The sequence below is a fragment of the Streptomyces sp. NPDC093586 genome (assembly GCF_044764905.1).
In the GTDB taxonomy this organism is placed as follows: domain Bacteria; phylum Actinomycetota; class Actinomycetes; order Streptomycetales; family Streptomycetaceae; genus Streptomyces.
Genome location: NZ_JBIWJA010000025.1, coordinates 1 through 16,942, shown reverse-complemented (window position 1 = coordinate 16,942; position 16,942 = coordinate 1). Strand labels below are relative to the sequence as shown.

Here is a 16,942-nt window from a genome sequence, read left to right as displayed (position 1 = left end):
TCCTCAGGGGCGGTGCGGGAAATGGGGCGTACGTCAGGAGGCGGTGCGGGGATGGCGGCGTACGTCGCCGCCGACGACGGTGGCGAGGACGGGGTTGCGGACCTGCTCCTGGGGAGTGAGGTCGAGCGGGTTGTCGGCGAGGACGGTCAGGTCGGCGAGGAAGCCCGGGGCGATCCGGCCGAGTTCGTGCTCGGCGCCCGCGGCGCGCGCGGCGGCCCGGGTCATGCCGAGGTACGCCTCGCGGGCGGTGATCGCTTGCGCGGGCTGGACGGGCGCGGTGTCCGGTTCCTCCACGGGGCGGCGCAGCTGGCACTCGGCGAGGCCGGTGCGCGGGTCGCCGGGGCCGATCGGCCAGTCGGAGCCGAGGGCGACGACCGCGTGGTGGTCGAGCAGGTCGCGGGTGCGCCAGCCGCGTGCGGCGCGCTCCGGACCGATCCGGCGGGACCAGTTGTCGGTGCCGTCGGCACGGGTGTGCCGGGTGCCGTGCACGGGCTGGAGGCTGGCGACGACGCCGAGCTCGGCGAACCGGTCGAGCAGGTCGTCGGGGAGGGACTCGAGGTGTTCGACGCGGTGCGGGGCGCGGCCCGCCGGGCCCGCTTCCTCGATGACGTCGAGGGCGTGGCGTACGGCCTGGTCGCCGATGGCGTGGGTGGCGGTGGGGATCCCGCGCTCGGTGAAGAAACGGACGGCGGCGCGATAGGCGTCCAGGTCGCGCCACAGGGGGGCGTGGTTCTCACCGTGGCAGTCGGGACGGTCGAACCAGGCGGTGCCGTTGTCGGCGGTGCCGTCCAGCATGAACTTGGCGCCCTCGACGTGCCAGCGGCGTCCGGCCAGCCGCTGCTGGTCGGCGATCCGCTGCCACACGTCGGGGGTGGAGTCGGCGGGGACGAGCGGCGAGCAGCGGATGCGCAGGGGGAGGTCGCCGTGGGCCTCGATGTGCCGGTAGACGTCGTGGGAGGGGTCGGTGAAGTCCAGGGCGTGCAGGCCGGTGAGGCCGCCGCGGGCGAGGATCTCCAGTTGCTCACGGACGTACTCGGCGGCCGTGGCGACGGGGACGTCGGGGTAGTGGGCGAAGACCAGGTCCATGGCCTGGAGTTCGAGGACGTAGCCGGTCGGCCGGCCGTCGGATCCGGTGACGACGCAGGAGGCGTCGGTGAAGGTCTCCTCGCCGGTCAGGCCCGCGCGTTCCACCGCCTCGGGGCTGATGACCAGCGCGTGGGCGTCCTGGGTCATCAAGGAGACGGGACGGCCGGGGAAGCGCTCGCCGAGCACGGCGCCGTGGGGCTCGCCGCCCAGGGCGGTGAAGACGTTGACGTCGAGGTCGTACCCGGTGATCCAGGCGCCGTCCGGGGCGTCCCGCTCGGCCTCGCCGACGCGGACGAGGACCTCCTCCAGGGTGCCGGCCCCGGACAGGTCCACACCCTGGCCGATCTCGATGGAGCCCCACACCGGGTGCGCGTGCACGTCGACGAGGCCGGGCAGGACGGTGGCGCCGGGGAAGTCGTGGACCGCGGTGGCCGGGCCGCGCAGTGCGGCGATCTCCTCGGCGGGGCCGACGGCGGTGATCCGGCCGCCGGTGACGGCGAGGGCGTCGGCGGGCCGCCCGGTCCGCTCGACGGGGTGGTCCGGGGTTTCGAGGGTTTCGATGCGGGCGGCCGTCACGATGACGTCGGCGTACACAGGATCGTGTCCTTCGGGAGGAGGGATTCGGGGCTGTCGGTGACGATGGTCCGCAGGGCGCGGGCGGTGGCCCAGTAGGTGAGGGCGGCGACGCCCATACCGGCCGGGATCGCCAGGTCGACACCGCCCAGCATGGTCGCGAGCGGGCCGGTGAAGAAGGTGGTGCTCACCCACATCAGCGACACGAGGCCGCCGGCGAGCAGGGCGAGCAGCCCCGGCCAGTGGACGCCGCCGCGGTACCAGAACGGGCCGCCGCGCTCCTCGCCCAGCAGCCGTGCGCCGTCGTAGCGGTTGCGGCGCAGCGCCATGTCGGTGACGGCCACCGCCATCAGCGGGCCGGTGATCACGACGACCAGCTGGAGCATCGTGTTGACGCTGTCCAGGAAGTCGAAGACGAGGAGCGCGTAGAGCGTCATCGCGGTGCCGACGGCGCCGATCACGAGGACCGCGGGGATGCGGGCGACCCGCGCCCACACCGACTGGACGGAGAGGCTGGCGCTGTAGGCCGTCATCCCGGTGTTGGCGATCGTGTTGACGATGACGGCCACCACGAAGACGGGCACGAACCAGCCCGGCAGCAGCGTCTCCAGGGCCGCCTGCGGGTCGGCCATGTCGAGGCTGGTGGCCGCCAGCGCGCCCACCGAGGTGAAGACGGCGCTCGGCAGGTAGGCGCCGAGGGCCGTCCAGCCCGCGATGGAGGTGATCGAGCTGGAACGCGGCAGGTAGCGGGCCAGGTCCGGGCTGTTGGTGTAGGAGAGCGCGGTCGACCCGATGAGCGCGAAGCCGGTGCCGAACGCGGATGCCAGGGCGGCGCCGTGCAGCGGGTCGGCGGGGGCGTACGACCAGTCCACCGCGTTGATCACGTACCCGGACACCACGACGAACACGACGGTGAGCAGGACGCTCAGCGCGGTGTAGAGGCGGACGATCGTCGCGTAGCCGTAGATCGCGACGAGCACGGTGACGCCCGCGATCAGGCAGATCATCACGGCGTCCAGGGCCGGGGAGTCGGGCAGCCCCCACTGCCCGGCCAGGCCGATTCCGGCGACCGAGGCGGCGGACCAGTTCAGGGCGAGGAAGGCGGGGGCGAGCAGCCAGCTGGTGACGATCAGGACCGGCTTGTTGCCGATGATCCCGAAGAACGCCCGGGAGATCACGGAACCGCTGGTTCCGGCCGCGGGGCCGGCCGCGGCGACGACGCCGGTACAGACCCACAGCAGGTTCCCGACCAGGATCACCCCGATGGCCTGGGGCAGGGAGAGCCCCATCAGGATCAGCGAGGCGCCCACCGGAAGACACAGATAGCTGACGTTGGGGGCCGCCCAGACGGCGAAGAGCTGGCGGGGGCGTCCGACGCGTTCCTCGTCGGAGACCAGATCGATGCCCCGGGTCTCCGGCTGACCGGCACGTTCTGAGGGGTGTGTGGTCATCCTGGCCTCTCGGGTGACGCCGGCCCCGCTTATTGGGCGACTGTCCTATAACTGTTGGGCGCCAATCCAATAGGGTGATCCGTATGACGTCAACCCCCCAGCGGCAGCCGAGGCGGATCAGGAAGTCACCGGAGGAGCGCCGCGCGGAGATCGTGCGCACCGCGGCACGCATCGCCCTCGCCCAGGGTCTGGAACTGGTCACCCTGCGCCGCGTCGCGGACGAACTGGGGGTGCGGCCGAGTCTGATCGGCCACTACTTCCCCGCCTCCGACGACCTGGTGGCCGAAGCCTTCGCCCACGCCGCGACCCGGGAACGCGACTCCCTGCTGCCGCGGGAGGAGGACGGACTGCCGCCGGTCGACCGGATCGCCCTGTTCCTCGAACGGCTCACCAACGGCGAGTACGCCGATCTGAGCCGGCTGTGGCTCAACGCCCGCCACCTCAGCCGCTTCAAGCCGTCGCTGACGCAGGCCGTCGAGGCGCAGGAGACGGGGACGCGAGGGGAGCTCGTCGCGCTGATCGAGGAAGCCGGCCTCGGCACCACCGGGGGCGCGCTCAGGGCGGCGCTGCACATCCTGATCGCCGTCGACGGCGTGGGCACCTACGCCAACGCCGCCCCCGGCGACGAAATTCTCCAGGCCGCCCCGGACCTCGGCGACCTGGTGATCGAGACGGCCGAGATGCACCTCGGACTCCCCCCGGGCACACTACGAGAACGGGCTCGGGCACACGACCGCGCCGCGTCGTCCCGCCCACCGCGCGGCCGGAACCGCGAGGCCCCCCTCCGGCCTGACGAGGACCCGTCGGCGCGCCTGCCCGCGCAGGGGGAGCGACCGGCCGGCGCCACGGTGCGTGCCCGACGTCCCCGGCCGGAGTGACGGGCCGTTCGGGAACCGGGGTTGCAGGCGGTGTCCGGCGGTGAAACGCGTACGCACCAGGGGAGTTGGGGTGCATGGGTGAGATCCGGGTGGAGAGCGAGTTCGCTCCGCTGCGTACCGTGGTGCTCGCGCGGAGCGAGGTGTGCATCCCGGCGTCCGCGCGCGAGGACCCCGACATGCGCTTCCTCCCCCACGGCACCGTGGAGTTCACGGGCGACCTGCGTGAGGCGGACCCCCGGCGACAGGCCGCGTGGGAGGCCGAACGCGAGGCGTTCGCCGCGGTTCTGCGCCGGCACGGCGTCCGGATCCTGCGCCCACGGCCGCTGACCCGCGCCGAGAAGTCCGCGGCCGGGAACCGGGGGTACGCCAACTTCTTCGCCCGCGACCCCTTCTTCACCGTCGGTGAGCATGTGATCGAGGGCTCGATGCGGTTCCGGCACCGCCGCGGTGAGGTCCTGCCGATGCGCGAGGTGTTCCGCGAGCACGTCTACCCCGCGAACGGGAGCTACGTCGCCGTGCCCGCGCCGGAGGTCGCGGCACCGGACGACCCGTCCCTGGGGCCGGGACCCTTCCTCGAGGGCGGCGACGTCCTCGTCCTCGGACGGCACGTCTTCGTCGGTGCCTCCGGGCTGGCGTCCAACACCCTCGGCGCGGACTGGCTGCGCAAATACCTCGCGCCGCACGGCTGCACCGTGGAACAGGTCCGTCTCCACGAGACGATCCTCCATCTCGACTGCGCCCTCGGCCTGGTGCGCGACGGGCTGATGGTGGTGTGCGAGGAAGCGTTCCCCGACGGCGTCCCCGAGGTGTTGCACGGGTGGGACCGCGTGGACGTGTCACTGGCGGACGCCGGCCGGCTCGCGACGAACGGGCTGCCGCTCGGGCCGGACGTGTACGTCACCGACCCCGAGTTCGGCCGGATCGGTGAGCAGTTGGAGCGCCGGGGCGTGACGGTCGAGTACGTCGACTTCTCCGTCAGCCGGTCGCTCGGCGGCGCCTTCCGGTGCAGCACGCAGCCCTTGCGCCGCACAGCCTGAGGCCCCGGCGCGCGCCGTGCGCCGCGGGCGCCCGCCGTGCCGGGGCCGGGTCCGTCCCCGCGGACCGGGGCGCGCGAGGGCGGTGACGCAGTGGAAGGACGTGTTCCGACCCGTGGAGGTGACCGTCCGTATGCGTCTGCTGCTCGTGCGCCACGGCCGGACCCCGTCCAACCTCAAGCACCTGCTGGACACCGCGGCGCCGGGCCCCGGGCTGACACCGCTGGGCCAGGGGCAGGCCGCCGCGCTGCCGCGGGCCCTGGCGGCGGAGCGCATCGGTGCCCTGTACGCCTCCACGCTCGTGCGCACCAGGCTGACCGCCGCACCGCCGCACCGCTGGCCGCCGGGACGGGCCTCGCTCCCGGGCCCTGGACGACCGCCGTTCCCGGGTGGCCTGACCACAGCGTGGACGCCCCCTTGACGCCCCCGGGACACCGGTCGACACTTCCCAGGTAATCCTAGTGAACAGGTAGGGAAACATGGGGAGTGTCCAGCCGGTCGCCGCCGACGTGAGCTGCCCGCCGGGACCGTCCCCCCTGCTCACCTCCCGCCGTCACATCGACCTCCTCCGCGTCTGCAGCGCCGTCGGCTCGCCGAGCTGAGCCGAGCCGCGCGCTGTGCCCGCCCGCGGCCCGCCCGCCGCCGCTTCCGCCACGCGTGTCCCCACGCGCCCGCACCCGAGGAGAACCATGTCCGTCATCCCGCTCGCACCCGCCCCCGCCTTCCGGGGACGGATCGGCCGCGACCCCCGCAGCGGCCACTACGCCGTGCCGCGCCGCTACCGGCTCCACCTGTCGCCCGGCCACGACGACTGTCTGCGCATCGCCGTCGTGCACAGCCTCCTCGGGCTCGACGAGGTGTGCCCGGTGACCGTCCTCGACCCCGGCTCCGGCTGTGCCGACGGCGGTCACCCCGCGCTGCGTCCGCTGTACGAGGCGAGCGCCCACCACTACCGGGGCCCGGCCGTCGCGCCGGTGCTCAGCGACGACTGGTCGGGCCGGATCGTGAGCACGCACGCGCCCGACATCATGCGCGACCTCGCCCGGCACTTCGCCTCCGCCGGCCCCGAGCTGTACCCGTGCGGCGAGGACGCCGCGATCGAGGCCGTCGAACAGCTCTGCGTCCGGGCGGCCGACCCGGCGGTGCGGGACCTGCTGGAGGAACGGCTGACCGCCCACCCGTACGTCCTGGGGGAGCGGCTCACCGCGGCCGACGTCGAGGTGTGGGTGGCCCTCACCCGGCCCGGCACCGCCGCGCACCGCACGGACGACCACCCCGCCCTGTGGTCCCACGTACGGCGCCTGAGCGCCCACCCGGCCTTCGCGCGCCACCGCGGGGACCGTCCCGACTGACGGGACGGCGTTGACACGAGCACGGTCAACTGCCTTACTTACGGACCAAGAACGGTCATGAGCGTCAGCGACAAGCCCTGGCTGGCTGACCGGCAACCCTCGCTCCGCGGTGGGGTGCCCCAGGTGACGACCGGACCGGACGACACTTCGGTAAGCGCGAGGCCCACGGGGCCGGAACAGTGACGGTGACGGACATGTACGCAGCTCCCAGGACGGCGGACCGCCGCCCCCAGGGCACCGTACGCCCGTACCCGAGCCCGCTCGTCGCCGACCGGACCGTCGATCTGCTCCGCGTCAGCAGCGCACTGTGTACCGACCGCGGCCGCGGCCGCCGCCAGGGCTGACCTCCTTCCCGGACCTCACCCCTCGCAGCGGCCGCCCGGCCACGACGAACACCGCCCGTGCGGTGTGCCGTTGTCCGTCCCGCCCCGGTCCCGTGCCCTGCCCCGTGCGCCGCCCCGCGCCGCGGAGCGGCTCCCGCCGCGCCGTAGCGCCGTAGCGGCCCACCGCCGTCCGCACGACCCCGGGGTGTCCGAATCCACCGGAGTCCTCCCATGAGCGAACCCCCGGGTGCCGCCGTGTCCCTCGCCGAGGCACCGGCCACCACCGACAGCCCCCGGCCGCCCACCACCCAGCGGGTACTGCCGCTGCGCCGGCCGGGACGCTGGATCGCCACCGCCGCCGTCCTGGTCGTCGGCGCCCAGATCGTCCACGGCCTGGTCACCAACCCCTTCTACCAGTGGGACCGCTTCCGTTACTGGTTCCTGCGGCCCACGATCCTCGACGGTCTCCTCGTCACCCTCGAAGTGGCCGCGCTCAGCGCCGTGCTCGGCCTGCTGGGCGGCGTCCTGCTCGCCCTCGCCCGGCTCTCCGGCAGCCCGGTCCTGCGCGCCGCGAGCTGGACCTACACCTGGCTGTTCCGGTCCGTCCCGCTGATCGTCGTCCTGATCTTCCTCTACAACTTCTCGGCCCTGTACCGGACGTTGAGCCTGGGCGTCCCCTTCGGACCGGCCTTCGTGACCTTCGACGAGTCGCGGCTCGCCACCGACCTGGCCGTCGCCGTCGTCGGCCTCAGCCTCAACGAGGCGGCGTACGCCTCCGAGGTGGTCCGCGGCGGCATCCTCTCCGTCGACCAGGGCCAGCACGAGGCGGCCGCCGCCCTCGGCCTGCCCAAGGGCTACCAGTTCCGCCGGATCGTCCTGCCGCAGGCCCTGCGGTCCATCACCCCGAACTACGTCAACCAGCTCATCGGCCTGATCAAGGGCACGTCCCTGGTGTTCTACGTGTCCCTGCTCGACCTGTTCGGCTCGGTGCAGACCATGGGCAGCACCTACCCCGGTGACATCGTGCCGCTGCTGCTGGTCGCCACCGTCTGGTACCTCGTCCTCACCAGTGCCGTGTCCGTCGTCCAGTTCTACGTCGAGCGGTACTTCGCCCGGGGCGCGACCCGCACCCTGCCGCCGACGCCCCTGCAGAAGGCGCGCGCCGGCCTGGCCGAGGTCCGGGCCCGGCTGCGCCGGGAGGCCGCCGTATGACCACCGCCACCGACATCACCCCGGCCGCCCTCGAGGTGCACGGTGTCCACAAGTGGTACGGGACCCACCACGTGCTCGACGGCATCGACCTGACGGTACGGCCCGGTGAGGTCACCGTCGTCCTCGGCCCGTCCGGCTCCGGCAAGTCGACCCTGCTGCGGGTCGTCAACCACCTGGAGAAACCCGACCTCGGCCACGTCAGCGTCGGCGGCGAACCGATCGGCGTACGGCGCCACGGCACCCGGCTGAGGGAACTCGGCGAGCGGGCCATCCTGCGCCAGCGCGGCCGGATCGGCTTCGTCTTCCAGAACTTCAACCTCTTCCCGCACCTGACCGTCCTCGACAACGTCGCCTCCGCGCCCGTCGCCACCGGCAAGCTCCCCCGCGACGAGGCCCGGCAGTTGGCCCGCGACCTGCTCACCCGCGTCGGCCTCGGCGACCGCACCGGCGCCTACCCCCGGCAGCTGTCGGGCGGCCAGCAGCAGCGCGTCGCCATCGCCCGCGCCCTCGCCCTGCGGCCCGGCATCATCCTCTTCGACGAGCCGACCTCGGCCCTCGACCCCGAACTGGTCGGCGAGGTCCTCGCCGTCATCAAGGACCTGGCGACCAGCGGCACCACCCTCGTCATCGTCACCCACGAGATCGGCTTCGCCCGCGAGGTCGCCGACCGCGTCGTCTTCATGGACGGCGGCCGGATCGTCGAGCAGGGCCCGCCCTCCGAGGTCCTGGACCGCCCGCGGCACGAACGCACCCGGGACTTCCTCGCCAAGGTCCTCTGACCCGCACCGCTCCACGCACCCCTCTCCCTCCCGGCGATTCCCTCCCAGCGACAAGGACAGCCATGCCCCACCACCTTTCCCGACGCGGTCTGTTCCGCGGTATCACGGCGGCGACCGCCGCGACCGCCCTCGCCACCGGGCTCGCCGCCTGCGCCGGAGACAGCGAAGCAGCCACCACGACCGACGCCAAGGGCACGGTGACGGTGGGTCGGCTCTCCAACGGCGCCGCGAAGGAGACCACGCTGAAGGTCGCGGAAGTGAAGTCGATCAGCTCCCGCGTCCCCGAGTCGGTCCGCAGGAGCGGAAAACTCGTCATCGGCGTCGGCGCCCTGCCCGACGGCTTCCCGCCGCTGGCGTACGTCGGCGACGACCAGAAGACCGTCACCGGCGCCGAACCCGACCTGGCCCGACTGGTCGCCGCCGTGCTCGGACTGGAGCCCGAACTGAAGAACTCCACCTGGGAGAACATGTTCGTCGGCATCGACAGCGGCCGCACCGACGTCGCCTTCGCCAACATCACCGACACCGAGGAACGCAAGCGCAAGTACGACTTCGCCTCCTACCGCAAGGACGACGTCGGCTTCGAGGTGCCGAAGAACAGCACCTGGAACTTCGACGGCGACTACCGCAACCTCGCGGGCAGGACCGTCGCCGTCGACAACGGCACCAACCAGGAGAAGATCCTCCTGGAGTGGCAGGCGAAGCTGCAGCAGGAGGGCAAGCGGCTCACCGTCAAGCACTACGCCGGCAAGAGCAGCACCTACCTGGCGCTGACCGGCGGGAAGATCGACGCCTACCTCGCGGCCAACCCGGGCGTCGCCTACCACATCACCCAGACGGCGAAGTCCCCCAACGCCACGCGCAGCGCGGGCACGTACTCGGGAGCCGGCGCCTCCCTCCAGGGGCTGATCGCGGCCACCACCAAGAAGGACAACGGCCTCGCCCAGCCGATCGCGGACGCCATCGACCACCTGATCGAGAACGGCCAGTACGCGAAGTGGCTGGCCGCCTGGAACCTCTCCAGCGAGGCCGTCGAGTCCTCCCAGGTCAATCCGCCCGGGCTCCCGCTCGACAACTCCTGACGCCACGTCATCCCCTCGCTCCCGCAGTCGGTTTCGTCCGCAGGAAAGGAACCCGCACCCGTGACCCAGCCGACCGGCCTCCGCGTCGACGCGGCCCCGGCCGCCCCCGCACCGCACCCCCTCGACAACGCCGTCTGGGCCGCCCTGACCGGCCCGCACGCCTCCTTCGCCGAACGCCTCGGCAAGGCCGCCCGCTACCCGTCGGACGTGGCCGTCTTCGCCGCCCTGGAGGACCCCGCCGACCCGGTCGCCTGGGCCGACCTGCACCGCCTCGTCGGCCCCGGCGCGGCGGTCGCGGTGCCCGGCGCGCCCGCCGTCCCCGAGGGCTGGCGGGCCTCCGACGGCGTGCCCGGCGTCCAGCTCGTCGACACCGCCCTGCACGCCGAACCCGACCCCGAGGCCGTACGGCTCGGACCCGCCGACGCCCTCGAGATCCTCGACCTGGTCGCCCGCACCAGGCCCGGCCCGTTCCTGCCCCGCACCGTGCTCCTCGGCACCTACCTCGGCATCCGGCACCGGGGCCGGCTGATCGCCCTGGCCGGCGAACGCCTCAAGCTGCCCGGCTGGACCGAGATCAGCGCCGTGTGCACCGACCCGGACCACCGCGGCCGGGGCCTCGCCACCCGCCTGGTCCGCGCCGTCGCCGCCGGCATCCGTGAACGCGGCGACACCCCGTTCCTGCACGCCGCCGCGAGCAACACCCGGGCCATCGGGCTGTACGAGTCCCTCGGCTTCACCCTGCGCCGCCACACCGCGTTCCGCGACGTGATCACACCCGCCACGGCCGCCGCGCCCAGGGCGTGGTGACGGGCGGGGAGAACACGGCCACCCCGCCCGCCCGGCGAAGTCCGGCGTTCCCCTACGACGACCAGGAAGGCACACCCGTGTCCACCACTCCTCCCACCCCCCTGCACCTCGCCGTCGCCCTGGACGGCACCGGCTGGCACCCCGCCTCCTGGCGCGAGCCGGTGGCCCGCCCCGCGGAACTGTTCACCGCGGCCTACTGGGCCGGCCTCGTCGCCGAGGCCGAGCGCGGCCTGCTCGACTTCGTGACCATCGAGGACGGTCTCGGCCCGCAGTCCTCCCACCTCCTCGGCCCGGACGAGCGCACCGACCAGGTCCGCGGCCGGCTCGACGCCGTCCTGATCGCCTCCCGCGTCGCGCCCCTGACCCGGCACATCGGGCTGGTGCCGACCGTGGTCGCCACCCACACCGAGCCGTTCCACATCTCCAAGGCGATCGCCACGCTCGACTACGTCAGCACCGGCCGCGCCGGTCTGCGCGTGCAGATCTCCGCACGCCCCGACGAGGCCGCCCACTTCGGCCGCCGCACCGCCCCGCGCATCGACGGCTACGAGAGCCCGGCCGCGCGCGAGCTGGTGACCGGGCTGTTCGACGAGGCCGCCGACCACGTCGAGGTGATCCGCCGGCTCTGGGACAGCTGGGAGGACGACGCGGAGATCCGGGACGCGGCCACCGGCCGCTTCGTCGACCGGGACAAACTGCACTACATCGACTTCCGGGGCCCGCACTTCAGCGTCAAGGGCCCCTCCATCACCCCCCGGCCCCCGCAGGGCCAGCCCCTGGTCACCGCCCTCGCCCACTGGACCGTGCCGTACCGGCTCGTCGCCCGGCAGGCCGACATCGGCTACGTCACCCCGCACGACACCGGCCAGGCGCGGGCGATCGTCGCCGAGATCCGCGCCGAGCAGGAAGCGGCCGGGCGCGCCGCCGAACCGCTGCACGTCTTCGCCGACCTGGTGGTCTTCCTGGACGACGGCCCCGCCGAGGCCGCCGCCCGCAAGGACCGCCTGGACGAGCTCGCCGGAGCGCCGTACCCGAGCGACGCCCGCGTCTTCACCGGCACTCCCGTACAACTCGCCGACCTGCTGGAGGAGTTCGCGACCGCCGGACTGACCGGCTTCCGCCTGCGCCCCGCCGTCCTCGGCCACGACCTGCCGGCGATCACCCGCCGGCTGGTCCCCGAACTGCGGCGCCGCGGACTCTTCCGCGACGCCTACGAGGCGGACACCCTGCGCGGACTGCTCGGCCTCGCCCGCCCCGCCAACCGCTACGCCGCCACCGCGACCGCCTGAACCGACAGGACACCCGCCATGACCAAGCCGCTGAAGCAGATCCACCTGGCCGCGCACTTCCCCGGCGTCAACAACACCACCGTGTGGAGCGACCCGCGAGCCGGCAGCCACATCGAGTTCAGCTCCTTCGCGCACTTCGCGCGGACCGCCGAACGGGCCAAGTTCGACTTCCTGTTCCTCGCCGAGGGCCTGCGCCTGCGCGAACAGGGCGGGCAGATCTACGACCTGGACGTCGTCGGCCGCCCCGACACCTTCACGGTCCTCGCCGCGCTCGCCGCCGTCACCGACCGCCTCGGCCTGACCGGCACCATCAACTCCACCTTCAACGAGCCCTACGAGGTGGCCCGTCAGTTCGCGAGCCTGGACCACCTCTCCGACGGGCGCTCCGCATGGAACGTCGTCACCTCCTGGGACGCGTTCACCGGCGAGAACTTCCGCCGCGGCGGCTTCCTGCCGCAGGAGGAGCGCTACTCCCGCGCCCGCGAGTTCCTGGCCACGGCGAACGAACTCTTCGACTCCTGGCGCGGGGACGAGATCGTCGCCGACCCGGCCACCGGCACCTTCCTGAGCGATGCCAAGGCCGGCGCCTTCGTCCACCGGGGACAGCACTTCGACATCCACGGCCGCTTCAACGTCCCGCGCTCCCCGCAGGGCCGCCCGGTGATCTTCCAGGCCGGGGACTCCGAGGAGGGCCGCGAGTTCGCCGCCGCCGACGCGGACGCCATCTTCAGCCGGTACGCCACCCTCGACGAGGGCCGGGCCTTCCACCGGGACGTCAAGAGCCGTCTCGCCAAGTACGGCCGCCGCCCCGAGGACCTGCTCATCCTGCCCGCCGCCACCTTCGTCCTCGGCGACACCGACGCGGAGGCCGAGGAACGGGCCCGCGAGGTCCGCCGGCAGCAGGTCAGCGGGGCCACCGCACTCAAGCACCTGGAGTTCGTCTGGAACCGGGACCTGTCCGGCTACGACCCCGAGGGCCCGCTGCCCGACGTCGACCCGGACGTCGGCGAGGACCACATCGCGCGCGGCCGGGCCCAGGTGCGGATGTACCGGGACCCGCTGGCCACCGCCCGCGAATGGCGCGCGCTCGCCGAGGCCAACAAGTGGTCCATCCGCGACCTCGTCATCCACACCGGCAACCGCCAGACCTTCGTCGGCTCCCCGGCCACCGTGGCCCGCACCATCAACGAGTTCGTGCAGGCCGACGCCGCCGACGGGTTCATCCTCGTCCCGCACATCACCCCGGCCGGCCTCGACGAGTTCGCGGACGAGGTCGTCCCGCTGCTCCAGGAACAGGGCGTCTTCCGCGCCGACTACGAGGGCACCACCCTGCGCGACCACCTCGGCCTCGCCCACCCCGACGCGGTGCGCGCCGGCGAACGGGCGGCGTCGTGACGTTCCCCGCCGTCACGCCGCCGCGGCGGTAGCGGCCGTGTCCGCCGTCACCGCGCGGCGGACACGGCACGGGCCGGGGACGTCGCACGCCGTCCGGCCCGGCGCTCGGCGAATCCACCGCCCGCCGACGGCAGATCACCCCGCCCGTCGCCGCGGGGGGCGGGGCACCCGTCGGATCGCCGAGAGACTCACCCTCTCCGTCCGCACCGTCGGCGACCACCCCTGCGGCGCCGGCGGCCGCGGCGCCCTGCCCCGGCTGGTCGGCCCGCCGACGGCACAGCCCGCCTGACGGTGCGGCACAAGGCCCTGGACGTCGAGCCCCGCCCGGTCGCCTGATGCACCGTCAGGCAGCCCCGAACGCCGAGAACGCCCACCCGGTGGCCCGGTGCACCGCGTCGCCCGGCAGCGCGGCCCGCGCGTCGCGCAGCGACTCCGCCAGGGACAGTCCGGCGTCCAGACCCTTGTGCAGCGCGAGCATCAGCGGCACCACCGCGGCGTCGTTGACCGGCGCGCTGCACGCCACCACCCCGGCCGTGCCCAGCGGCAGCAGCGCGGTGACCAGCCCGAGCAGCTCGTCCGCGCCGACGGACGCGAACCGGGCGGTGTCGCAGCAGGACAGGATGATCCGGTACGGGCTGCGGTCCAGACGTTCCAGGTCGTGCACGATGAGCGGACCGTCGGCCATCCGCAGCGACGAGAACAGCGGACTGTCCGCACGGAACGTGCCGTGCGCGGCGATGTGCGCCAGCGCGGCCCCGTCCAGCTCCCGCAGCACCCGCGGCACCCGCGCCTCGTCCCCCTCCAGCACGACCGGAGCCCCGCGCGGATGCCCGACGGGCGCCCCTCGCCCGCTTTCCCGCACGTCGCCCGGCCCGGCGTGCGGCGGCAACGCCTGCGCCCCCTCGCCCGCCGTCGCGCCCACGGACCCGTTCCGAACGGCCCGCGCCCCACGCCCCCCGCGCTCGTCAGGAACGTACCGGCCACCGAGCACCGGGCCCACGCCCCGGCCGGCGAGTTCCGTGACCTCGGCGCCGCCCGTCGCCAGCCCCGGGCCGCGCACCAGCACCCGCCGGCCGCCGGGCGGCGGCGCCGTCTCGTGGGCGCGCAGCCAGCTGCTCGCCGACGGCGACACGCTCAGCACCCGCTCCCGCAGCGCGGGCAGCAGCGCCCACGGCACCCGGTGCAGCCGCGCCGGCGGGACGATCACGACCGGGCCGGTGCCCAGATGCGCCGCCGCCGGGCCGAGCAGCAGCTCCTGCAGGCGCATCCCCGCGGCCTCCACCACCGGCAGCCGCGCCTCCGCGCCCGGATGGGCCAGCCGCCGCAGCCCCGCCTGCACGTGCTCGGCCTCCCGCTCCGCCCGGGCCAGCAGCCCCGCCTCGAACCGCCGTACCCGCCCCTGACCGCACAGCAGCACGTGCACCCGCCCGTCGAGCACGGCCAGTTCCACCAGTCGTACGCCGTCACCGAGCCGCCGCAGCAGCCGGCCGACGTCGAACCGGTGCCCGTCCCCGGACGCCTCGCCCCGCATGTGCAGGGTGCGGGAGCGGATCTCCCGTTCCAGGCGCCGCTGTTCGCGCTCCAGGGCGGGGACGGGCCGGCCGCCGTCCAGCCGGGCCTCCTCCGCGCGGGCGGCGATCTCCCGGAACGCCGTCATGCCGCTCAGCAGCGCCGGGTCGGCCGGAGGCCGGGTGGGCGGCGCCGACAGCACGGTCGCCCGCCACCGCTCGCTCCACACCAGCAGCCGCCGCGGCCCGCCCGAGGCCAGGCTCGCCCACTGCGCCATCGCCGCCAGCTCCGCGCCCTGCGCGGTGGCCCGCGCCCGCAGCTCCGAGGCGCCCAGCGTCATCCGGTGGTCGTCCAGGACGTCCAGCCCCCGCCGGCAGGCCTCGAGCACGCCCCGCGTCGACCCCGCCGCCCGGGCCCGCAGCGCCTGTGCCGCCCAGCCCGTCATCCGCGCCAGCGGCGGCCCGCCGCGGCGGCTGCGCGCGGCGACGGCCAGGTGCCGTTCCGCGTCGGCCGTCCGGCCCAGGCCGAGTGCGATCCGGCCCGCCAGCAGCGACGCCTCCGGCGCGGCCGGCGCCCCGAACGCGGCCAGCCGTTCCGCCACCGCCGCAGCGTCCGCGACCAGCCGGCCCGACCCCCGCCCCGCCGCGACCCGCGCCTCGATCAACACCAGCCGGGCGTGCGTCTCGTACCAGGTGCGCCGCTGCGCGGCGAACAGCCGGACCGCGAGCGCCGCGCGCGCGATCGCGGTCTGCGCGTCGTCCGCCAGCCGTGCCGCCCGCGCGGCGACCAGCAGCAGCTCGGCCTTGCGCGTGGACTGCCCGCCGATACCGTCCAGCGCGGCGATCGCCGCGTCCGCCTCGGCCAGCGCCTCCCGCGCGAGCCCCGCCGCCAGCAGCACCTCGCAGCGCCGGATGGTCAGCATGAACGTCGGTGTGCCCAGCTTCGCGTACCGCTCCTCGGCCTCGTCCAGCAGCCGCAGCGCCGCCGGCACGTCACCCGACCGGAACGCCGCGAGCCCCCGGCTCTCCACCGCGTCGGCCTTGTCGTGCTCCTGGCCGGTCGTGTCCCACAGCGCCTCCGCCGCCGCGAAGTCCGCCTCCGCCCGCTCCACCGCGCCCAGCGCCAGGTGCACGGTCGCCCGCAGCGTCAGCGCCCGCGCCGTCCAGATCACGTCGTCCGCCTGCCGCAGCACCGGTATCGCCCGCCGCACGTCCTCCAGCGCCTCGCCGTGCCGGCCCAGCACCCACCACACGTACGCCCGCCGGAACAGCACCCGCGCCCTGGTGTGCCCGGTGCCGCGGGCCACGCCCCGCTCGAACGCCGCCAGGCCGTCCCGGGTGCGCCCGGCGTGCACGAGGGCCACCCCGAGCGTGGCCAGCACGTCCGCCTCCCGCTCGGCCGAGTCCGCCCGGGCCGCGAGCTCGCGGGCGCGCCGCAGATGGGCCAGTGCCCGCCGCGTGTCGCCGAAGTCCCGCTGCCAGATGCCGATCACCTGGTGGGCGACGGAGGCGTGCAGCGGCGACGGAGCGGCGTCGAGCACCTCTCCCGCCCGCTCCACGGCCTCGTTGGGGGCGGCGAACACCATCGGCAGCAGTCCGAGAACCGAGTCGTCTCCCGCTGTCACCCCACGGATGGTAGTGCTCCGCAACCACGCCCCACAGGTTCGAGTCTGTATCAATCGGCCACCCCCCGACTCTGATTGACGACCGCCGACACCCGCGAACACCGCGAACGACCGCCGGCGGCCCTCGCCACGCCAGCCGCCCAGTGGAGGACCCCGCATGGCACCACAGCGATTCCGCGAGCAGTTCGACCAGATCCAGCGCTCGATGCCCGACGTCCCGCTGGCGATGGGGCCGGACGACTCCGCGGAGTTCTTCTACGAGAAGGGCGTCGTCCTCGCCCGCGACGGCGCGGAGGCCCGCCTGGTCGAGGACACCGTGCGCGAGCACTTCACCACGTTCGCCGGTCTGACCCCGGACCACGTACGCCGGGCGAGCCCCGAGACCAACCGCACCGGCGTCACCCGCATCCGGGTCGGCGACCCCGGCGAGGGGGGGGGGGGCCGCGCCCCCGCCCGCGCGCCCCCCCCCCCCCCCCCCCCAAACGGGGGGGGGCCCGGCGGGGCCCCCCCGCTTAACCCCCAAACACCCCGGGCCGTATCCCGGGAAC

At 74.4% G+C, this 16,942-nt stretch carries 14 protein-coding genes, 2 pseudogenes and 1 riboswitch; of the genes and pseudogenes, 13 read left to right on the top strand and 3 right to left on the bottom strand.

Annotation, left to right across the window (positions count from 1 at the left end; translation table 11 throughout):
- Positions 1-33: 33 nt before the first annotated feature.
- Positions 34-1,680 carry an amidohydrolase gene (locus ACIRFH_RS24190; RefSeq protein WP_403524424.1) on the bottom strand — a complete coding sequence of 549 codons (1,647 nt, stop codon included), beginning with the start codon at positions 1,678-1,680 and terminating at the stop codon, positions 34-36.
- Positions 1,659-3,110, bottom strand: a complete 1,452-nt coding sequence (locus ACIRFH_RS24185) for a purine-cytosine permease family protein (protein ID WP_403524422.1) — start codon at positions 3,108-3,110, stop codon at positions 1,659-1,661. Before ACIRFH_RS24185 ends, ACIRFH_RS24190 begins: the two co-directional genes overlap by 22 nt.
- 83 nt (positions 3,111-3,193) lie before the next feature.
- Between ACIRFH_RS24185 and ACIRFH_RS24180 the strand changes: the two genes are divergently transcribed.
- The 12 genes and pseudogenes from ACIRFH_RS24180 to ACIRFH_RS24125 all read left to right on the top strand — a co-directional run bounded on the left by ACIRFH_RS24180 (position 3,194) and on the right by ACIRFH_RS24125 (position 13,261).
- Positions 3,194-3,988: a TetR/AcrR family transcriptional regulator gene (locus tag ACIRFH_RS24180; protein WP_403524419.1), complete on the top strand. Its 795-nt coding sequence runs from the start codon at positions 3,194-3,196 to the stop codon at positions 3,986-3,988.
- A 74-nt stretch (positions 3,989-4,062) separates the two neighbouring features.
- Entirely contained in the window at positions 4,063-5,025 is a 963-nt protein-coding gene (locus ACIRFH_RS24175; RefSeq protein WP_403524416.1) for a dimethylarginine dimethylaminohydrolase family protein, read from the top strand.
- Between the two features lie 130 nt (positions 5,026-5,155).
- A pseudogene (locus ACIRFH_RS24170) lies at positions 5,156-5,350 on the top strand (histidine phosphatase family protein); the annotation flags it as partial.
- Positions 5,351-5,501: 151 nt separating this feature from the next.
- Positions 5,502-5,624: a putative leader peptide gene (locus ACIRFH_RS24165; protein WP_403524413.1), complete on the top strand. Its 123-nt coding sequence runs from the start codon at positions 5,502-5,504 to the stop codon at positions 5,622-5,624.
- Positions 5,625-5,711: 87 nt separating this feature from the next.
- The gene (locus tag ACIRFH_RS24160; protein ID WP_403524410.1) at positions 5,712-6,374 is read left to right on the top strand and encodes a glutathione S-transferase C-terminal domain-containing protein; all 663 of its coding nucleotides are present in this window, start codon (positions 5,712-5,714) and stop codon (positions 6,372-6,374) included.
- Between the two features lie 53 nt (positions 6,375-6,427).
- Positions 6,428-6,537: riboswitch (SAM riboswitch) on the top strand.
- Between the two features lie 31 nt (positions 6,538-6,568).
- Positions 6,569-6,718, top strand: coding sequence for a hypothetical protein (locus ACIRFH_RS24155; RefSeq protein ID WP_403524407.1), 150 nt, complete (start codon positions 6,569-6,571; stop codon positions 6,716-6,718).
- Between the two features lie 210 nt (positions 6,719-6,928).
- Positions 6,929-7,909 (top strand): amino acid ABC transporter permease, encoded by a 981-nt coding sequence (locus ACIRFH_RS24150; protein WP_403524404.1) that lies wholly within the window; start codon positions 6,929-6,931, stop codon positions 7,907-7,909.
- Positions 7,906-8,688 (top strand): amino acid ABC transporter ATP-binding protein, encoded by a 783-nt coding sequence (locus ACIRFH_RS24145; protein ID WP_403524401.1) that lies wholly within the window; start codon positions 7,906-7,908, stop codon positions 8,686-8,688. Before ACIRFH_RS24150 ends, ACIRFH_RS24145 begins: the two co-directional genes overlap by 4 nt.
- Positions 8,689-8,750: 62 nt before the next feature.
- Positions 8,751-9,770, top strand: coding sequence for a transporter substrate-binding domain-containing protein (locus ACIRFH_RS24140; protein ID WP_403524399.1), 1,020 nt, complete (start codon positions 8,751-8,753; stop codon positions 9,768-9,770).
- Between the two features lie 60 nt (positions 9,771-9,830).
- Positions 9,831-10,577 carry a GNAT family N-acetyltransferase gene (locus ACIRFH_RS24135; protein WP_403524397.1) on the top strand — a complete coding sequence of 249 codons (747 nt, stop codon included), beginning with the start codon at positions 9,831-9,833 and terminating at the stop codon, positions 10,575-10,577.
- A gap of 77 nt (positions 10,578-10,654) precedes the next feature.
- Entirely contained in the window at positions 10,655-11,866 is a 1,212-nt protein-coding gene (locus ACIRFH_RS24130) for an LLM class flavin-dependent oxidoreductase (protein ID WP_403524395.1), read from the top strand.
- An 18-nt stretch (positions 11,867-11,884) separates the two neighbouring features.
- The gene (locus ACIRFH_RS24125) at positions 11,885-13,261 is read left to right on the top strand and encodes an NtaA/DmoA family FMN-dependent monooxygenase (protein WP_403524392.1); all 1,377 of its coding nucleotides are present in this window, start codon (positions 11,885-11,887) and stop codon (positions 13,259-13,261) included.
- A 343-nt stretch (positions 13,262-13,604) separates the two neighbouring features.
- Here the strand turns inward: ACIRFH_RS24125 and ACIRFH_RS24120 are convergent, their stop codons facing one another.
- Positions 13,605-16,355: a CHAT domain-containing protein gene (locus ACIRFH_RS24120; protein ID WP_403524619.1), complete on the bottom strand. Its 2,751-nt coding sequence runs from the start codon at positions 16,353-16,355 to the stop codon at positions 13,605-13,607.
- 196 nt (positions 16,356-16,551) lie between these two features.
- Here ACIRFH_RS24120 and ACIRFH_RS24115 point away from each other — a divergent pair.
- Positions 16,552-16,942: pseudogene (locus ACIRFH_RS24115) on the top strand (hypothetical protein); the annotation flags it as partial.

What these genes read in the sequence shown, in the direction of transcription:
- ACIRFH_RS24175 (WP_403524416.1), top strand. Translation starts at nt 4,063, where the DNA reads ATGGGTGAGATCCGGGTGGAGAGCGAGTTCGCTCCGCTGCGTACCGTG.
- ACIRFH_RS24150 (WP_403524404.1), top strand. Translation starts at nt 6,929, where the DNA reads ATGAGCGAACCCCCGGGTGCCGCCGTGTCCCTCGCCGAGGCACCGGCC.
- ACIRFH_RS24180 (WP_403524419.1), top strand. Translation starts at nt 3,194, where the DNA reads ATGACGTCAACCCCCCAGCGGCAGCCGAGGCGGATCAGGAAGTCACCG.
- ACIRFH_RS24165 (WP_403524413.1), top strand. Translation starts at nt 5,502, where the DNA reads ATGGGGAGTGTCCAGCCGGTCGCCGCCGACGTGAGCTGCCCGCCGGGA.
- ACIRFH_RS24140 (WP_403524399.1), top strand. Translation starts at nt 8,751, where the DNA reads ATGCCCCACCACCTTTCCCGACGCGGTCTGTTCCGCGGTATCACGGCG.
- ACIRFH_RS24120 (WP_403524619.1), bottom strand. Translation starts at nt 16,355, where the DNA reads ATGGTGTTCGCCGCCCCCAACGAGGCCGTGGAGCGGGCGGGAGAGGTG.
- ACIRFH_RS24155 (WP_403524407.1), top strand. Translation starts at nt 6,569, where the DNA reads ATGTACGCAGCTCCCAGGACGGCGGACCGCCGCCCCCAGGGCACCGTA.
- ACIRFH_RS24160 (WP_403524410.1), top strand. Translation starts at nt 5,712, where the DNA reads ATGTCCGTCATCCCGCTCGCACCCGCCCCCGCCTTCCGGGGACGGATC.
- ACIRFH_RS24185 (WP_403524422.1), bottom strand. Translation starts at nt 3,110, where the DNA reads ATGACCACACACCCCTCAGAACGTGCCGGTCAGCCGGAGACCCGGGGC.
- ACIRFH_RS24145 (WP_403524401.1), top strand. Translation starts at nt 7,906, where the DNA reads ATGACCACCGCCACCGACATCACCCCGGCCGCCCTCGAGGTGCACGGT.
- ACIRFH_RS24125 (WP_403524392.1), top strand. Translation starts at nt 11,885, where the DNA reads ATGACCAAGCCGCTGAAGCAGATCCACCTGGCCGCGCACTTCCCCGGC.